Below are 19,236 nucleotides of genomic sequence, written 5' to 3' on the forward strand. Positions count from 1 at the left end.
TAAAACCTTTTGCGTAATCACTATATAAAATATATATTTGCTCGTTTTTAAAAATAACAACAAAATAAACTAATTAATTACATCAATAATGCAGAATAAAGGATTAGTAAAGCTGTTTGCGATTTTGTTTGGTTTGGTGAGTATTTATCAATTATCATTCACATTCAAAGCGAATAGTGTTGAAGATGAAGCACAAACCATTTCCAACGGAAATTTTGAAGAAGAAAGAATTTATCTAGATTCTCTTTCAAGTGAAAAAGTTTTTGATTTAGGATTTGCCGATTACACTTACGACGAAGTTAAGGAAAACGCCATGAATCTTGGTTTAGATTTAAAAGGTGGTGTAAGTGTGATATTACAAGTCTCTGTAAAAGACATCTTAAAAGGGTTAGCTAATTACAGTAAAGATCCTGTATTTAATAAAGCATTAGACGATGCAACCGAGCTACAGAAAAATAGCCAGAACACGTATTTAGAAGACTTTTTCGTAGCTTTTGATGCAATTAAAGGCGATAAAAAATTAGCCTCACCAGAAATTTTTGCTAACAGAACTTTAAGTGAGGAAATCACTTTCGATATGTCTGATGATCAGGTGAAGCCTATCATTGAAACAAAAATAGACGAGTCTATTGTTTCTGCATTCGAAGTATTACGTAAACGTATCGATGAATTTGGTGTTGTTTCACCAAGCATTCAACGTTTAGGAGATTCTGGACGTATTTTAGTAGAATTACCAGGTGTAAAAGATAAAGAACGTGCTATTAAGCTTTTACAAAGTACAGCACAATTAGAATTCTGGGAAGCTTACAAAGGTGAGCAATTCATGGGCTTTTTAAATCAAGTCAATGAGTTGTTAAAAGACATGGAAGCAGAGCAGGAAGATGCAGTAACAGAAAGTACAGAAGAAGAAAAACCTACTGATGATACAGAGCAAACCGAAGACGATAAAATTGCCGATCTTTTAGGTGAAGATCCAGACTCATCTGCTGTAGAAAATAATCCATTAGGAAAGTTAATTAGAGGATTTGGTTACCAAGGTGGCCCAATTGTAGCACAATTTGCTGTTAAAGACAAAGACTTAGTAGAGGAGTACTTAAACATGCCTCAAGTAAGAGCTTTATTGCCAGCAGAAATGCGCGAAGTAAAATTCCTTTTTGGGAAACCAGCTACCGATAGCGAAATAATAGATTTATACGCTTTAATAGGCAATAGAGATAATGTGCCACCATTAAGTGGAGCTGTTGTTACAGATGCTAGACAAGAATTTGGCCCAACAGGAAAACCTGTAGTGTCTATGCAAATGAACACTAAAGGTGCTAAAATCTGGGAAGAATTAACAGGTAAAGCGTATCAGCAACAAAGCCAAATAGCTATTGTACTTGACAACGTTGTGTATTCTGCACCAGGAGTAACTACAGGAGCTATTTCTGGAGGTAATTCTCAAATTTCTGGAGAGTTTACTTTAAACGAAGCTACCGACCTTGCTAACGTACTACGTGCCGGTAAATTACCTGCTTCTGCCGATATTATTCAAGGAGAAGTAGTTGGACCATCATTAGGTCAAGAAGCAATAGATAGTGGTAAATTATCATTTTTAATAGCTTTAGGATTAGTATTAGTATGGATGTTATTTTACTACGGAAAAGCTGGACTTTTTGCCGATATAGCTATGCTATTCAATATTTTACTAATCTTTGGTGTGTTATCAGGATTAGGAGCTGTGTTAACGTTACCAGGTATTGCAGGTATTGTATTAACTATTGGTATGTCGGTTGATGCGAACGTACTTATTTTTGAGCGTATTCGAGAAGAACTTTACAAAGGCAAAGAACAAAAAGAAGCTATTCAAGATGGTTTTGCTAATGCCTTATCATCTATTTTAGATGCAAATATTACAACAGGTTTAACAGCATTAATCCTATTTATTTTTGGTACAGGACCAATTAAAGGATTTGCTACAACCTTACTTATAGGTATTGGTACATCATTATTTACGGCCATCTTTATTACACGATTAATTGTAGATTGGTATGTAGGTAGAGGCGGAAAATTAGAATTCTCTACAGGAATTACTAAAAACCTTTTCAGAAACATAAATATCGAATTCCTTAAAAAGCGCAAGGCAGCTTATATTATATCAGCCGCTTTAATCGTTGTAAGTTTAGGATCGTTATTTACAAATGGATTAGACCAAGGTGTTGATTTTGTAGGAGGAAGAACATATCAAGTACGTTTTGCTAATGATATTAGTGCTTCTGAAATTACGTCTAATTTAACAGATGTATTTGGTAGTGCTGATGCTAAAACATTTGGTAGTGCGAATCAATTAAAAATTACAACTAAATATAAAGTAAACGAAGTAGGAACAGAAGTTGATGAAGAAATCAGACAAGACCTATACAACGCTTTACAACCTTACTTTGATGGTTTAAGCTACGAAGAGTTTATTAGCGATAATGAACACAAAACTGTAGGCTTAATGAAGTATTACAAAGTAAGCCCTACAATTGCCGATGACATTAAGAAAGCTTCTTTCTGGGCTATTTTAGGATCGTTAATAGTTGTATTCCTTTACATCTTATTTAGATTTAAGCGTTGGCAATTCTCTCTTGGTGCGGTAGCAGCCGTATTCCACGACGTGCTAATTGTATTAGGAATATTCTCTTTAACCTATAAGTTTATGCCATTTACTATGGAGATAGACCAAGCATTTATTGCAGCAATTCTTACAGTAATTGGATACTCGTTAAACGATACCGTGGTTGTTTTTGATAGAATTCGTGAATTTTTTAATGAGCATACAAGCTGGGATTTCGATAAAGTTATTAACTCATCGTTAAGCAGTACATTAAGTAGAACATTAAATACCTCGTTAACAACATTAGTGGTATTGCTTTCTATCTTTATTTTTGGTGGCGATTCCATTAGAGGATTCATGTTTGCATTAATAATTGGTGTTATTGTAGGTACGTATTCATCGTTATTTATTGCGACACCAATTATGTATGATACTGTGAAAAGAGGTGATGCAAAAGAAGGATTAAGAAAGAAAGAAGACCCTAAAGAAGAGGAAGAGCAAGAAGCTTAATACCTTTTGAATAACATATAAATAAAAACCCTTTCAATTTCTGAAAGGGTTTTTTTATGGGTAACAAGAATGTTTATTTTTTTATTCTGATAATTCTGAGAATGTTATTTTATCACCTTCGGTTAATTGCCACACATCAGAAAGTCCTGCGTTAACTTCTAAAACATATTTTGCAGGTACTTTAGATGGTAATGAACTTTCATCTAATGGTTTGGCGTTCTTTTGAATACTAACAATAGAAAGGTTTTCATTTAAATAAATAATATCTAAAGGAATACGTGTATTTTTCATGTAAAAATACCGAGGAGACACATCATCAAAAATAAATAACATACCGCGGTTTTTCTTCATTGAAGAGCGGTACATTAAACCTGTTTGTGTTTCGTAGCTAGTTTTAGCTATTTCAATATCTAATTGTGTAATAATAGAATCCGATGTGGCTTTAAAAATGGTTAATTCACCTTCTTTTTTAAATGACACTTCGGTAGGTTTTATGTTTTTAGCATCCTCTTCTTTGCAGGAAAAGCTAAACATTGTGCCAACAATAATAGCTGGTAAAAGGTATTTTTTCATGTTTACGATTAAACTTTTTTAGATGTTTTCTTATAGAAGAACATAAAATACAGTCCAATAAGAATAAAAGGAATGCTTAACCACTGTCCTGTGTTAAGTCCAAACCAATTAATGTATTCATCGCCTTGAGGCTCTTTTACAAACTCGACAAAGAAACGAACAGTCCAAAGCATAACAAGGAATAACCCGAAGAGAAACCCTAGTTGATTGCCTTTTGATGTTTTTTTGTAAACATACCATAGGATAAGAAATACAAAAATGTAACAAAACGATTCGTAAAGTTGCGCTGGATGTCTATAAGGAACGGCTTCTAATAGGTTGCTAAATTCTGGGTTATTTGCAATGGCATCGTAAGCTTTTTTAGCTGGTTGAATGTTGGTTAATTGAACCACCTCGTACTTATTATACTCCTCTTGAATAAAACGTACACCCAAAGCAGAATCGGTCACTTTACCAATAATTTCGGAGTTTATAAAATTTCCAATTCGTATAAAAATCGCTCCAGAAGCCACAGGTATTACAACACGATCTAAAATCCACATTAACGATTTGTAGGTGTACTTTTTGCGGTATAAGTACATGCCAATAATAATGCCAATGGCGGCACCATGACTTGCTAGACCTTGAAAACCGGTAAACTCAAACTCTGGTTTGAATCTAAATGGTAGAAAAATGCTAAAGAAGTCTTGGCTTATTAATTCTGATTGGTAAAATAGTACATGCCCTAATCTAGCGCCAATCATGGTGGCTAAAACAGTGTATATAAAAAGCGGATCTAAATAGTCTAATTTTACTTTCTCACGGGTAAAAATATACTTCATAATATACCAGCCTATTAAGAAGGCGGTAATCCACATCATGCTGTAAAAATGAAGCTTAAAATTTCCTACAATATCAATACCAGTAATTGGGTTCCAATCGAATTTAAGAAGGTGCATAGTTGTATTTTTCTGTATGTAAATATAGATAAATGCTTACGTTATAAAAAGTAAATAAATAATAACAAACGTTAATTCTTGTCTGCTTTATCTGGAACAGGATCGTATCCAGAACCACCCCAGGGGTGACAACTAAAAATACGTTTTAAAGCTAACTTACCGCCACGCCATAAGCCATGTTTTTCTAAAGCTTCAATAGTATAATGTGAGCACGTGGGTTGGTATCTGCATGTAGCAGGAAAAAAAGGAGAAATAGCGTTTTGGTAAAACTTCACCAAAAAAATAAAAGGAGCAATAACAAAACGCCTCATCTTATAAGTTTAATTTACGGTAAATGTTGTACCATCTTTACCGTCTTTAAGCTGAATGCCTATTTCGGCTAATTCGTCTCTAATTTGATCAGATAATTTAAAGTCTTTATTTGCTCTGGCTTCCTGGCGCATATTAATAAGTAATTCAACAACATTAGAGAGCTTATCTTTAGATTTATCGGTGTTATTAGTATTAGATTGCGACTGTAATCCTAACACATCAAAAACAAAATTATGAATAGTGGTTTTTAATACTTCTAAATCTTGAGCAGTTATGGTTGCCGATTCGTCTTTAATTTGATTAATGTATTTTACGGCTTCAAACAGATGAGCAATTAAAACAGGAGAGTTAAAATCGTCATTCATCGCATCGTAGCATTTTTGCTTCCAATTGTTGATGTCTATAGAAGAGGCATCAGACGTTTTTAATCCATCTAATAAGTTAATGGCTTCCATAAGTCTGTTAAAGCCTTTTTCGCTAGCTAATAAGCCGTCGTTAGTTAAATCGAGAACGCTTCTGTAATGGGCTTGTGCAATAAAAAAACGAATAACACTAGGCGCAAAGGCTTTACTAAAAAAGGTATTATCACCAGAAAGCAATTCTTGCGGATTTACAATGTTGCCTGTTGTTTTAGACATGCGTTGTCCGTTTAACTCGAGCATATTGGCATGCATCCAATAGTTGACAGGCGACTCGCCTTTGGCTGCTTCGCTTTGAGCAATCTCACACTCATGATGCGGGAATTTTAAATCCATTCCGCCACCGTGAATATCAAAACGATCTCCTAAATACTTGGTACTCATTGCTGTGCACTCTAAATGCCAACCGGGAAATCCATCGCTCCAAGGTGATGGCCAGCGCATAATATGTTGCGGCTCGGCTTTTTTCCAAAGAGCAAAATCTTGAGGATTTTTCTTGTCACTTTGACCATCTAATTCGCGGGTGTTGTGAATTAAATCATCTAATTTACGTTTGCTTAATTTACCGTATTCGTTAGTTTCATTAAATTTATGAACATCGAAATATACAGAGCCATTAACTTCATAGGCAAAACCATTATCTATAATGTCTTTAATAAGTTCAATTTGCTCAATAATATGTCCTGTTGCAGTAGGTTCTATACTTGGCGGTAGAAAATTAAAGGTGTTTAAAATGTTATGAAAATCGACCGTATAACGCTGTACAACTTCCATGGGTTCTATTTGTTCTAAACGCGCCTTTTTGGTTATTTTATCTTCGCCAGCATCAGCATCATTTTCTAAGTGACCAGCATCGGTAATATTTCTAACATAACGTACTTTATAGCCTAAATGCTTTAAATAACGAAAAATCATATCAAAAGACATAAACGTTCTAACGTTACCTAAGTGTACATTGCTATAAACTGTTGGTCCGCATACGTACATGCCTACATGACCTTCGTTTATTGGTTTAAAGGTTTCTTTTTCCCCAGATATTGAATTGTATATTTTTATGTCTTGAGATTGGTATAATGGCATAGTTAGAAATGTCTTTTAAATATTAAAATGCGGTGTCTAGTTTTATGTAGTCTAAAAACTCTTTTCTAGTGGCAATGTCTTTAAACTTTCCGCCAAACTCTGAAGTTACTGTGCTGCTTTCAATATCACGGATACCTCTAGAGTTAACACAAAGATGTTTGGCATCGATAACACAAGCGACATCTTCGGTGTTTAAAACCTTTTGAAGTTCACGTACAATTTGAATAGTTAGTCGCTCCTGTACTTGAGGGCGTTTTGCAAAATAATCGACAATACGGTTCATTTTAGATAAACCAACAACGTTACCACTAGAAATGTAAGCGACGTGTGCTTTACCTACAATTGGTAGTAAATGGTGCTCACAAGTGGAGTAAACCGTAATGTTTTTTTCAACAAGCATTTCGCCATACTTGTATTTATTATCAAACGTAGAAGCTTTTGGTTTGTTTTCTGGGTTTAGGCCACCAAAAAGCTCTTTTACAAACATTTTTGCCACACGCATTGGGGTGCCATTTAAGCTATCATCGGTTAAATCAAGCCCTAAGGTTTCCATAATATGCCTAACATCATCTTTAATAATGTCAATCTTTTCTTCGTTGGAAAGGTTAAAGGCATCTTTACGTAAAGGTGTGTCAAACGAAGTACCAATATGGTCGTCTCCTAAGGCATCAAATTCTTCTATATTTTTATCAAACTTCATAGCAATATTCTAAAAGTGGAATTAATCTGCAAAGATAAGAAATTCCGAGTATTAATGATTTGTAAAACAGCTGTATTTCAAATCAGTTAAATTTTAACTAACATTTCCCTAAAAATTTCTTAAATTTCGTCACTTTTTTAACAAAAAAATTAATTGTATTAGGGCTTTTATTTAAAAGTCATTGAGTTACACTATTATTATGAAAAAGATAATTACTTTATTATTGCTTGTTTTTTCGGCAGTTTCCTATGCACAAGGACCAGGATGTCCTAATGTTCAAGCTGGGGGTATGAGTACTGGAGGAGACGTTGTATTAGATTGTGGAGATTCTTGTGTCGATTTATCGGCATCCTTTTTAGAAACAGGAGAAACCACCAGTTATGAGGTGTCCTCTATACCTTATAATCCACCAACATCTTACCAGGGGCTGTCCAATCCTATTTTTGTTGGTTCAGATGATATATGGAGTGATGTTGTAGATTTGCCTTTTGAATTTTGTTTTTTTGATGAGCAGTATAATCAAATTATACTCGGAGCTAATGGTGTGATTAGTTTTGATACCAGTTTTGCGAATACAGGTAATGATTGGCCTTTAAATCCTGGAGATTTGTTGCCCAATAATACTAATCCTACTTTATCAGAGGGTAATATTTTTGGAGCGGGTCATGATATTTACCCCCCTGTTAGTCCACCGGAGGGAGAAATTGCATGGGAGGTAAGAGGAACGGCACCTTGTAGAACATTTGTAATAAGTTTTTATCATCAAGCGCAATATGATTGTACAGATTTGTTAACCACACAAATGATGGTGTTGTATGAAGGTACTAATACGATTGAAGTTTATATAGAAAACAAACCAATATGTAACAGTTGGAATGATGGTTTAGCGGTAATAGGTATTCAAAATAACGCAGGAACGGTAGCATATACTCCGCCTGGACGTAACACAGGGCAATGGCAACCACCAGAATTAATACCTGGAACAGGTATTCGTGTAGAAGGATGGCGTTTTACCCCTAATGGTACACCTAACTACCAATTAACATGGTACGATGAAGGTGGAAACCCTTTAGGAAATGATCCAGCAATAAACGTTTGTCCTACCACAGATACATTTTATACAGCAGAAGTAGAATATACAAATTGTAATGGCGATGTGTTTACAGAAACAGATACAGTTAATGTTACTTTTGGTGGAACACCTCCTTCGGTTACTTTAACTAGTAATGGGAGTGTTTGTACAGGTGGCGATGCTGTGTTTACTATAACAGGAACCGCAGGAGATATTGTAGATTATAATATTAATGGCGGAGCAACCCAACAAATTACGTTAGATGCCTCAGGGGAAGGTGTGGTAACTATTACGGGTATTACCACAGATCAAACAATAAACTTATTAGCGGTTAATAACCCTGGCAATGGTTGTAGTGCAACATTAACAGATACGAATACAGTAACTATTACAGCCACGCCAACCGTAACGCTTACAAGTAATAGTAGCACATGCTCTGGAGGTGATGCTGTGTTTACCATAACAGGCACACCAGGTGATATAGTTGACTATAACTTAAATGGCGGTGCAACCCAGCAAATCACTTTAGATGCTTCTGGAGAAGGTGTGGTAACTGCTTCAGGTGTAACAACAGATCAAACAATAAATTTATTAGCTGTAAATAACCCAACAACAACTTGTAGCGACACATTATCAGACACAGCAACGGTAACTATTACAGCAAATCCAACCATTACATTGTCTACAAACACAGACATATGCTCTGGAGATGATGCTATATTTACCCTAGTTGGGTCTCCAGGAGATATTGTAGATTATTCTTTAAATGGCGGAGCAACCCAACAAGTCACATTAGATGCTTCGGGTCAAGGAAATGTTACTGTAACAGGGGCAACAGTAGACCAAGATATCGAACTTCAAGCGGTTAACAATCCTGGTACTGGTTGTAATGCAACTCTAACTGATACAGCGATAATAACAGTAAACCCAAATCCATCTGTAACACTTACAAGTAATAACAGCATATGTTCTGGAGGTGATGCTGTGTTTACTATAACTGGTACACCAGGTGATATAGTTGACTATAACTTAAATGGCGGAGCAACCCAGCAAATCACTTTAGATGCTTCTGGAGAAGGTGTGGTAACTGCTTCAGGTGTAACAACAGATCAAACAATAAACTTATTAGCTGTAACTAATCCAACAACAACTTGTAGCGACACGCTATCTGATACAGCAATGGTAACTATTACAGCAAACCCAACCATTACATTATCTACAAATACAGATATTTGTTCTGGTGATGATGCCATTTTTACATTAGTTGGTTCAGCAGGAGATATTGTAGATTATTCTTTAAATGGAGGGGCTACACAACAAATTACATTAGATGCTTCTGGGCAAGGAAATGTTACTGTAACAGGAGCGACAGTAGACCAAGATATCGAACTTCAAGCGGTTAATAATCCTGGAACTGGATGTAGTTCAGTTTTAACTGATACCGCAGTTATTCTAGTAAATCCAAATCCATCTGTAACACTTACAAGTAATGGCAGTACATGTTCTGGAAGTGATGCTGTATTTACCATAACAGGAAATTCAGGAGATATTGTAGATTATACCATTAATGGAGGAGCAACACAACAAATAACACTTGATGCTTCTGGACAAGGGGTTGTATTATTAAGTGGTGTTACGGTAGATCAAGTTATTGTTTTAGAATTAGTAACTACACCATCTACATCGTGTAATACTGTTTTAACCGATACTGAAACTGTGGTGATAGAGAGTACACCGTCTGTTGGTTTGACAACCAATAGTGATATTTGTTCTGGAGAAGATGCCGTATTTACCATAACAGGTTCGCCAGGAGATATTGTAGATTATAACTTAAATGGCGGCACGACACAGCAAATTACTTTAGATGCTTCTGGTCAAGGAGTTATTACTGTACCAGCAGCTACTTCAGATGAGACGATTAACCTTGAGTTAGTTAATAACCCTTCTACCGGATGTAATGGGGCTTTAACAGATATAGCAACGGTAATAGTAAATGCTAATCCTACAGTTACGTTATCTAGTAATGGTAGTATTTGCCCTAATAATGATGCTGAATTTACTATAACAGGTTCGCCAGGAGATATAGTAGATTATAATCTAAATGGCGGTGCAACTCAACAAGTTACTTTAGATACTTCAGGTCAGAGTATTGTAACTGTCGCTGGTGCTACTACAGATCAAACGATAACATTAGAGTTGGTTGTAAACCCAACAACAACATGTAATACAATATTAACAAATACAGAAACTGTTACTATTGTAACACCTCCCACAATAACCTCATTAAGCACAAACAGTGATATATGTAGTGGAGACGATGCTGTATTTTCGATAACTGGATCACCTGGTGATATAGTAGATTACACTATAAATGGTGGAGCTACAGAACAAATTACATTAGATGCTACGACAGGAGAAGGGCTTGTAACGATTGTAGGCGCTACTACAGACCAAACAATAACGTTAGAATTGGTTACCAACCCAACAACAACCTGTAGTACAGTATTAGCAAACACAGACATAGTTACTGTTATAGCAAATCCTACAGCAATGGTAGTGTCTAATGGCGATATTTGCTTCAATGAAGACGCTTCTTTTACCATTACAGGATCTCCTGATAATATTGTTGATTACAACGTTAATGGTGGAGCTACCCAGCAAGTAACTCTTGATGCAGCAGGAGAAGCCATTATAACGTTACCAGGCGTAACGGTAGATCAAGTATTAACTTTAGAACAAGTTGTTAATCCAACAACAACATGTACTTCTTTGTTAACAGAAGAAGCTACAGTAGTTGTTAACCCGCTACCAACGGTAGTAGATCCTACACCATTAATAGTGTGCGATGATAATGTTTCAGATGGTATGACAGAGATGGATTTAACCGTTAAAGACAATGAAATATCAGGAGGGAATAGCAGTTATAATGTTACTTATTATAACAGTTTGGCCGAAGCTGAAGCAGGCACGCCAGAAGTGTCTCCATCATCCATGGCTTATATAGGATCAGATGGCGAGGTTGTTCATGTAAGAGTAGAAGATGCGACAACAGGATGTGTTGACTATACTACGTTAACGCTAAATGTAGTTGGAGCTCCAGCAGCTAACACACCAAGCGATTTACATTATTGCGATCCGGATAACGATGGTTTAGGGGTGTTTGATTTATCAGCAGTTGCCGCAGAAGTTACAACAGACCCGGCATTAGAGGTAACCTTTCACTTAACAGAACAAAACGCTATAGACGATGTGTTACCACAAGGTAATGTATTATCAAATGTAATGGGGCAAATCATTTATGTACGCGTAGACTATGCTGGTACAAGTACAGATTGTCCAACTATAGTCGAGTTAAACTTAATTGTAGATCCAACCCCAGAGATAGAAGAGGATTTAGATCCTATAGTGATGTGTGATGATGATGGTACGGCAGATGGTTTAACAGAGTTTGATTTAACCATTAGAAATGTAGATGTTTTAAATGGTTTAAGCGCTACAGATTATACCGTTACTTATTATGAAGATCCAAATGACGCTGAAATAGGAACAACAGCAGCAACGTACATAGCCACACCAGCAGCATACACAAACACTACACCAGATATGCAAACCATAGGTGTTCGCGTAGAAAATAACACTACAGGTTGTTATACGGCTACAACACTAGATTTAATCGTTAATCCATTACCCGTTCCAGAAACAACAAATGAAGCGTTGTTTTTAACAATTTGTGATGATACAGTCGACAACGACGGTTATGGTATTTTTGATTTAACACAACAAGATGATATAATTACCGGAGGAAACACCAATTGGTCAGTAGATTATTATGAAACCATGGCAGACCTACAAGCGGGGAACACCATATCAGATTATACGGCTTATGCAAATACCTCTATAAATGGACTGCCACATAATCCACAAACCCTATTTGTGCTAGTAACTAGTGGTACCACAGGATGTTCAGCAACATCAACATTAACAATAGAAGTATTAGATGTGCCAACACCAACACCATCAGCAAACATTACACCACTAGAAGAGTGTGACGCAGATAACGATGGTTATGCAGAATTTGATTTACAATCTGCAACTGTTGAGATAGATAACGGAGAAGGTAATGACATAACCTATCATGGAACCTATGAAAATGCAGAAGATGGTGTTAACGAATTACCAGATCTTTATACAAATAACGATGCAGGAACCGATGTTGTTTATGTAAGAGCGACAGATCCTGTAACACTATGTTATACAGTAGTAGAATTACAATTAATAGCTTTACCAACACCAGAAGTATTAACAGATATAGCATCGTATTCAGAATGTGATGATGATTATGATGGTGTAACAGCTTTTGATTTAACATCCATGGATGCCACTATATACAATGGTCAAAATCCAGCAGATTACACTTTAACATACCATGAAACATTAGCAGATGCAGAGGCTATTCCTGCAGCGAACCCAATTGTAGAACCACAATTGTCAAATTACATGAGCTCCGATGCAACAATTTATGTGCGTTTGGAAGGAGTAAATGGTTGTATAGCAACAGGTCAATTTGATATCATTGTAAACTTACCACCAACAATTGCTCTACAGGATGGATTATTTGAAATTTGTGATGATTCTATAGATAATGATGGTTATGCTAGTTTTGATTTAACAACAATGGATGGTGATATAACAGGAAACGATAGCTCATTAGTTGTTGATTATTTTGAAACCATGGCCGATGTACAATCAGGTAATTCAATACCAGATTATACAGACTATACTAATACATCAGTAGGAGGCTTACCTCATAACCCACAAACCATTTTTGTAACGGTAACAGAAACTTCAAGTGGTAATAGTTGTTATGCGGTAACCACATTAACTTTAGTAGTTAATACTTTGCCTACACCAAATGATAATTTACCTGATTTAGAAGCTTGTGATGATAACAACCCAGGAGATTTAGAAGAAGTTTTCGACTTAACCGAAAACGAACCATTAATGTTAAATGCGTTTGATGAAACTGTAACATATCATACAAGTATGAGCGATGCAGAAGCGGGAGCAAATGCAATAACGACACCAGACGCTTACCAGAGTGCAGCGCAAACTATTTATGTACGAGTAACTAATACTGGTGATCCAGCAGATCCGGCAGATACAGGAACTGGTTGTTACACAATTGTTACTTTTAATTTAATAGTAAATCCGTTGCCGGAAACAACAACAGTTGAAGATATTATTGCTTGTGAAGTAAACACAGATGGTTATTATACGTTTGATTTAACTGTTAGAACAGATGATATTTTAAATGGCCAACCAGAACCCGATTATGAAGTGCATTATTATGAAACACTAGCTGCAGCTGAATCAGGGACAGGCTGGATAACGAATGATACCGCATATACAAATATAGAAGATCCAGCTAATGCAGGAACACCATTAAACCCGCAAGAGATTTACGTGAGTATCACAAACACAATTACGGGATGTAGTGTAGCTACAGTAAGTTTCTTCATTGAAGTGCAAGAAGGCGCTATGGCTAATACAGTGCCAACATTTGAAATGTGCGACGATAATATGGAGTTTGATGGCGATCCATCAAATGATACTGTAGCGTTCGATTTAACAACACAAGATGCAACAGTATTAGGAACAACACAAAGTCCTACAGACTTTAATGTAACATATTATTTATCTGAGAACGATGCTTTAGATATGGTTAATGCCCTATCAAGTCCATATACAAACACCTCAAACCCGCAAACTATATGGGTAAGAGTAGATAATGATATGACAGCAGATAATGATTGTTACGATATCACGTCTTTTGAATTACAAGTCAACCCAAAACCATCATTTACCTTAGATGACGAATACACGCTTTGCGTTGACGCTAATGGTACAGAAGTTATAAATACCCCAATATTAGACACAGGATTGAGCGACACGCTATATTCGTTTGAATGGACAGAAGCTGGAGACCCAAGTACTGTGTTAGGAACGGGTTCTAGTTACGAACCTATAATAGGAGGTGTTTATACAGTATATGTAGAAGATGTTACAACCCAATGTAATAGTGCCGTAACAACAACCGTAATAGAGAGTGGCCCACCAGCATTAACGGCAACAGTAACAACCGAAGCTTTTGCAGACCCACATGCTGTAGTAGCCACTGTTACTGGAGAAGGTGAGTATGAATTTAGTTTAGACAATGGTCCTTGGGTAAGCAATGGTACAAATACGTATACCTTTACCGATGTTGCCTTTGGGGAATATGCCGTAAGAGCACGTGATATTAACGGATGTGGTATAAGCTATGATGATGTATTTGTGGTAGATTACCCATTATACTTTACACCGAATGATGACGGATTTAATGACACTTGGCAGATTGTTGGAATTCAAGATCAGTTAGATGCTAAGATTTATATTTTCGACCGTTATGGTAAATTATTAAAACAACTTAGTCCATCAGGGCCAGGTTGGGATGGTACCTTTAATGGCGAAGTATTACCATCTAGTGATTACTGGTTTACAATAGAGTATAGAGAGCCTGGAGAAATAAACGGCCCCTCAAAAGAGTTTAGAGCTCACTTCTCTTTAAAGAGATAATTGAGGAAGTGAAAATTCACATAAAAAAGCCTGAGCAATTTGCTCAGGCTTTTTTTATTGAAGTTAAAGTTACTGTTATAAACTAAATCCAACAGTTAAAATAACATTGTTATTACTGTTATCAATATTAGCTCTATTAGTTAATCCTACACTATATAATTGATTTTTATAATCTCTTTCAGCATGATCAAATGATAAATCTATGTTGAACTTCCCAAAATTATATCCTAAACCAAAAGAATAACCATTTAAGTCTCCAACATAATTACTGTCATTTCTATCCTCTTTATAAGGGCTTTCTTCTAGGCGATAACCAGCTCTTAAACTTACCTGTTTAATGCGATATTCACCGCCAAATCTATATGTCGATGCTGTTGTTAACCTGTTGCTTATGTCTTGATTTAAGCGTGAAAAATACGTGTCAGAAGTTGGTCTGTATTTTGTGTTTCCGTAGTCTTTAATAGAATAGTCAAAGCTAATAAGACCATGTTTTCCAAAAATATAAGCAAGACTCCCTGTAAATTTTCCTGGTGTTTGCAGTTTGTATGATGGATATACATTAATAACTGTGCTTATATAATTAATTTCAGGGTCAGCAATATTAGAATTTATATTTTGACTAAGTTCTTCGTCAATTCTGTACCATGTAGGCGAATTATAAGCCAAACCAGCTCTAAAGTTTTCTGTTATATTGGCAATAGCTCCTAATTGAAATGAAAATCCAGAACCAGTTGTAGATAGTCTATTCTCAAAGAAGATATCATTTGCTAGTGAGTTAGGGTCGGAATTAGTTTCATAAAAATGAGTTGTCTTGTCATAATTTATAAAATGGGAGTTTAAATTAAGTCCTAGGTATAACTTATCTTTAAATTGCGTAGCAAAGTTAAATGCAAACTTACCATTGTAACCTGTAGAGGCGTAAAAGTATTCTTGATTAAACGCTGTTGCAGGAGCTGTATTTGAAATATAGTCTATATTATTATCGTTTGTATTATTATCCATATTTACAGGATCGATAATCCCAGCCCAATAGCCTAAAAATACTTGTTGGTAATCGTATGAATAATTAGAGCCTATATCGGCATATGCTTCTTCAATATACTCGCCAGGTAATAATTTAAGAACTCCAAATTCAAATTCACCAGCTTCTGTTCTATCTAAAAAATATCGATCTATAGATGTGTTGCTTGTTCCAGCAGCGAGCCATTCATTATCAAAGTCGTTTGTTTTATCGTAGGCAACACCTAGCGAAAACTTTTTCCAATTTGAATTTTCATTTCTATTATAAAAAACAAAAGCCGCGCCAGTTTGATTTAAATCAAAATTAGAGTCTTTAGCGCTACTAGAGCCATTAAAATATCGTGTTTCGTTTTTTGTGTTATTGTTTGCTAGTGATAAAGAAACATGACTAGACGTAAAGACTGCTGATCCAGCTGGGTTTATGCTTACAGCGCTCATATCACCTCCTAAGGCTCCAAATGCACCGCTTAAAGCGCGAAATCTTGCTGTTCCTTGAATTTCATCTTGCGAGTATCTTAAGGCATCTGTTATGTCTTGAGAATGCGAAGTCTGGACAATAAAAAGGCCTAAGGTTAATATTATTAACTTTTTCATATCAATATAATTAAGAGTGTGTTTATTTTTTAGTGGGTTTCCTATTATCTTATTCCGCCGCCTCTTCTAGAACCGCCGCCGCCTCTAGAAAAACTTCTTCCAGATGAACTCCTACTAGACCTCATTGTTGGTGAGCTAGTTCTTGTTCTCGTATTTATAGAAGAGTTATTTCTTCTAGGAGTTGTTGTTCTAGTTCTTGTTCTTGGTGTGTTATTAGATGTGTTGTTCCTAGTATTTACTCTTGTTCTTGGAGAGGTACTACTATTGTCTCTTGCGCGTGGCGAAGTCGTTCTTGTTCTAGTAGATCTTGTTCTAGAATTATTTGTTGCTCTACTTCTGTCTCTAGTTGCTCTAGAGGTGTTGTTTCTAGAGTTTAGTCTGCTATTATAATTTAAATAGCTTCCGCGTCTAGTATTACTGTGAGCATAACTTCTTCTATAGTAATTATTGTAGTAATGAGATCCATAGTAAGGGTAAGACCATCCCCAGTTCCAGCCATAATAGCCGCCACCGTAAAAATAAGGGTCGTAACCATAATAACCCCAGCCTATATTCCAACCAGGAGAATAATAGCCCCAACCATAGTATCCGCCCCAGTAACTATAGGGTCTATACCACCAGCTGTTATACCCCCAAGAGTTATTGTAAACATTTACGGTTACGTTATCATTGTTTTCTTGTCCCCATCCAGCATAACCAGAATTGTAAACTTCTGTAGAGTCACCTTCTTTATAAGCGTCAATATCTGTAAAATATTCCTCATCTTCAGGAATTTGATAATCTTCAGACTTTTCTTTAAAATAATTTCTGTAGAAATCACTGTTAGAATTGCTTTCTTGAGCTTGTACAACTTCTTCTTCGTATTCAATCTTTGGGTTAGGGTTGTAGATTCCATCATTATCGTAAGTTGCATACTGAGATGATCCACAAGATGACAAGATCAAGAGAAGCGCAAAAGCACCAGTGAAAAGTATTTTCTTTTTCATGTAGTAATTAAATTGCATATCTCTTGAATTTTATTGTTGAACATAACAAAAATAGTTAGTTTTGTGCAACTATTTTCTATATTTAACATAATCACAAACTTTGTGCCAAATCCTTATATATGAGCAAGAAACTTACAAGTAGAGCAGAAGATTATTCTAAATGGTATAATGAGCTTGTTGTAAAAGCAGATTTAGCTGAAAACTCAGCAGTTAGAGGTTGTATGGTAATAAAACCTTATGGTTACGCCATTTGGGAAAAAATGCAAGCCGAATTAGATAGAATGTTTAAAGAAACAGGGCATAAAAATGCTTACTTCCCTTTATTTGTTCCCAAAAGTCTTTTTGAAGCTGAAGAAAAAAATGCCGAAGGTTTTGCTAAAGAATGTGCTGTAGTAACGCATTACAGGTTACAAAACGACCCTGATAATGAAGGAAAGCTTCGTGTTGATCCAGAGGCGAAACTGGAAGAAGAATTAGTAGTAAGACCTACAAGTGAGGCCATTATTTGGAATACCTATAAAGGATGGATTCAATCTTACAGAGACTTGCCAATTTTAGTTAATCAATGGGCAAATGTCGTGCGTTGGGAAATGCGTACACGATTATTTTTAAGAACAGCAGAATTTTTATGGCAAGAAGGGCATACAGCTCATGAAACAAAAGCAGAAGCTATAAAGGAAGCCGAGTTAATGAATAATATATATGCCAATTTCGCCGAAAACTTTATGGCAATACCCGTTGTAAAAGGGGTAAAAACCGAAAGCGAACGTTTCGCAGGTGCTGTAGAAACGTATTGTATCGAGGCATTAATGCAAGATGGTAAGGCGTTACAAGCAGGAACATCACATTTTCTTGGGCAAAATTTCGCCAAAGCTTTCGATGTTAAGTTTACTTCAAAAGAAGGAAAACAAGATTATGTTTGGGCAACATCTTGGGGTGTTTCTACTAGATTAATGGGCGCTTTAATAATGACACATAGCGACGATCATGGTTTAGTGTTGCCGCCTAATTTAGCCCCAGATCAAGTAGTTATAGTTCCTATATATAGATCCGAAGAGCAATTAGAAGAAATTTCTAAAATCGCTAACTTAATAATGGGCGATTTACGAGCAAAGAATATTTCGGTTAAGTTTGATGATAGAACAACACATAGGCCAGGAGCTAAGTTTGCACAGCATGAATTACAAGGTGTGCCTTTACGAATAGCTATTGGGCCTAAAGATCTAGAAAACGGAACTGTTGAGTTAGCAAGAAGAGACACGTTAACTAAAGAAATTGTACCATTAGACAGCTTAACACCTAAAATTGAAAATCTAATGGAAGAAATACAAAGTTCATTGTATAAAAAAGCCTTAGATTATAGAAGTACACACACTACAGAAGTAGATACTTTCGACGAGTTTAAAGAGGTTTTAAAGAATAAAGGTGGATTTATATCGGCACATTGGGACGGTACCGCTGAAACCGAAGAAAAAATAAAAGAACTTACCAAGGCAACTATAAGATGTATACCTTTAGACGCAGGTAATGAAGAAGGTAAATGTGTTTACACAGGAGTGCCTTCTAAAGGAAGAGTGCTTTTTGCTAAGGCATATTAAGTTTTTTTGTAAAAAAATAAATTTTGTTGTTGCAGAATATAAAAATAGAATTATATTTGCACCCGCAATGGAAACATTGGGGCTTTGAAAAAAGTTTTGCAAGTATTAAAAATTAATTTATATTTGCACTCTCAAAAACCAAAATGGCCCGTTCGTCTATCGGCTAGGACGCCAGGTTTTCATCCTGGTAAGAGGGGTTCGATTCCCCTACGGGCTACTTATTATAACGAATAGAAGTAAA

At 35.9% G+C, this 19,236-nt stretch carries 10 protein-coding genes and 1 tRNA gene; 4 read left to right on the forward strand and 7 right to left on the reverse strand.

Annotated elements, in window-relative coordinates; all coding sequences use genetic code 11:
* The first annotated feature begins 88 nt into the window (after positions 1–88).
* Positions 89–3,088 (forward strand): protein translocase subunit SecDF, encoded by a 3,000-nt coding sequence (secDF, locus tag R3L15_RS03280; protein WP_338733204.1) that lies wholly within the window; start codon positions 89–91, stop codon positions 3,086–3,088.
* 81 nt (positions 3,089–3,169) lie between these two features.
* On the opposite strand, the gene R3L15_RS03285 is transcribed toward secDF, so the two are convergent.
* The 5 genes from R3L15_RS03285 to folE form a co-directional block, all read right to left on the reverse strand.
* Complete coding sequence (locus R3L15_RS03285) at positions 3,170–3,661, reverse strand: DUF192 domain-containing protein (RefSeq protein WP_338733205.1); 492 nt, start codon at positions 3,659–3,661, stop codon at positions 3,170–3,172.
* A gap of 8 nt (positions 3,662–3,669) precedes the next feature.
* Positions 3,670–4,599: a prolipoprotein diacylglyceryl transferase gene (gene lgt, locus R3L15_RS03290; RefSeq protein ID WP_338733206.1), complete on the reverse strand. Its 930-nt coding sequence runs from the start codon at positions 4,597–4,599 to the stop codon at positions 3,670–3,672.
* A gap of 71 nt (positions 4,600–4,670) precedes the next feature.
* Positions 4,671–4,910, reverse strand: a complete 240-nt coding sequence (gene yidD / locus R3L15_RS03295) for a membrane protein insertion efficiency factor YidD (protein ID WP_338733207.1) — start codon at positions 4,908–4,910, stop codon at positions 4,671–4,673.
* Between the two features lie 9 nt (positions 4,911–4,919).
* Positions 4,920–6,410, reverse strand: coding sequence for a cysteine--tRNA ligase (cysS, locus tag R3L15_RS03300; RefSeq protein WP_338733208.1), 1,491 nt, complete (start codon positions 6,408–6,410; stop codon positions 4,920–4,922).
* A gap of 22 nt (positions 6,411–6,432) precedes the next feature.
* The gene (gene folE, locus R3L15_RS03305) at positions 6,433–7,110 is read right to left on the reverse strand and encodes a GTP cyclohydrolase I FolE (protein WP_338733209.1); all 678 of its coding nucleotides are present in this window, start codon (positions 7,108–7,110) and stop codon (positions 6,433–6,435) included.
* A 199-nt stretch (positions 7,111–7,309) separates the two neighbouring features.
* Between folE and R3L15_RS03310 the strand changes: the two genes are divergently transcribed.
* Positions 7,310–14,797: a T9SS type B sorting domain-containing protein gene (locus tag R3L15_RS03310; RefSeq protein WP_338733210.1), complete on the forward strand. Its 7,488-nt coding sequence runs from the start codon at positions 7,310–7,312 to the stop codon at positions 14,795–14,797.
* 75 nt (positions 14,798–14,872) lie between these two features.
* Here R3L15_RS03310 and R3L15_RS03315 read toward each other — a convergent pair whose 3' ends face one another.
* Both R3L15_RS03315 and R3L15_RS03320 read right to left on the reverse strand, forming a co-directional pair.
* Positions 14,873–16,411 (reverse strand): outer membrane protein transport protein, encoded by a 1,539-nt coding sequence (locus tag R3L15_RS03315; RefSeq protein WP_338733211.1) that lies wholly within the window; start codon positions 16,409–16,411, stop codon positions 14,873–14,875.
* Positions 16,412–16,455: 44 nt separating this feature from the next.
* The gene (locus R3L15_RS03320) at positions 16,456–17,415 is read right to left on the reverse strand and encodes a hypothetical protein (protein WP_338733213.1); all 960 of its coding nucleotides are present in this window, start codon (positions 17,413–17,415) and stop codon (positions 16,456–16,458) included.
* Positions 17,416–17,516: 101 nt separating this feature from the next.
* Between R3L15_RS03320 and proS the strand changes: the two genes are divergently transcribed.
* Both proS and R3L15_RS03330 read left to right on the forward strand, forming a co-directional pair.
* Positions 17,517–18,995, forward strand: a complete 1,479-nt coding sequence (proS, locus tag R3L15_RS03325) for a proline--tRNA ligase (RefSeq protein ID WP_338733214.1) — start codon at positions 17,517–17,519, stop codon at positions 18,993–18,995.
* A 145-nt stretch (positions 18,996–19,140) separates the two neighbouring features.
* Positions 19,141–19,212 (forward strand) — tRNA-Glu (locus R3L15_RS03330).
* The last annotated feature ends 24 nt before the right edge of the window (positions 19,213–19,236 follow it).

The sequence above is a fragment of the Mangrovimonas cancribranchiae genome, from assembly GCF_037126245.1.
GTDB classification, from domain to species: Bacteria; Bacteroidota; Bacteroidia; order Flavobacteriales; family Flavobacteriaceae; genus Mangrovimonas; species Mangrovimonas cancribranchiae.

Coding starts and splice junctions, on each gene's coding strand:
- proS (WP_338733214.1), top strand. CDS start 17,517: ATGAGCAAGAAACTTACAAGTAGAGCAGAAGATTATTCTAAATGGTAT.
- secDF (WP_338733204.1), top strand. CDS start 89: ATGCAGAATAAAGGATTAGTAAAGCTGTTTGCGATTTTGTTTGGTTTG.
- R3L15_RS03315 (WP_338733211.1), bottom strand. CDS start 16,411: ATGAAAAAGTTAATAATATTAACCTTAGGCCTTTTTATTGTCCAGACT.
- R3L15_RS03285 (WP_338733205.1), bottom strand. CDS start 3,661: ATGAAAAAATACCTTTTACCAGCTATTATTGTTGGCACAATGTTTAGC.
- lgt (WP_338733206.1), bottom strand. CDS start 4,599: ATGCACCTTCTTAAATTCGATTGGAACCCAATTACTGGTATTGATATT.
- cysS (WP_338733208.1), bottom strand. CDS start 6,410: ATGCCATTATACCAATCTCAAGACATAAAAATATACAATTCAATATCT.
- R3L15_RS03310 (WP_338733210.1), top strand. CDS start 7,310: ATGAAAAAGATAATTACTTTATTATTGCTTGTTTTTTCGGCAGTTTCC.
- yidD (WP_338733207.1), bottom strand. CDS start 4,910: ATGAGGCGTTTTGTTATTGCTCCTTTTATTTTTTTGGTGAAGTTTTAC.
- folE (WP_338733209.1), bottom strand. CDS start 7,110: ATGAAGTTTGATAAAAATATAGAAGAATTTGATGCCTTAGGAGACGAC.
- R3L15_RS03320 (WP_338733213.1), bottom strand. CDS start 17,415: ATGCAATTTAATTACTACATGAAAAAGAAAATACTTTTCACTGGTGCT.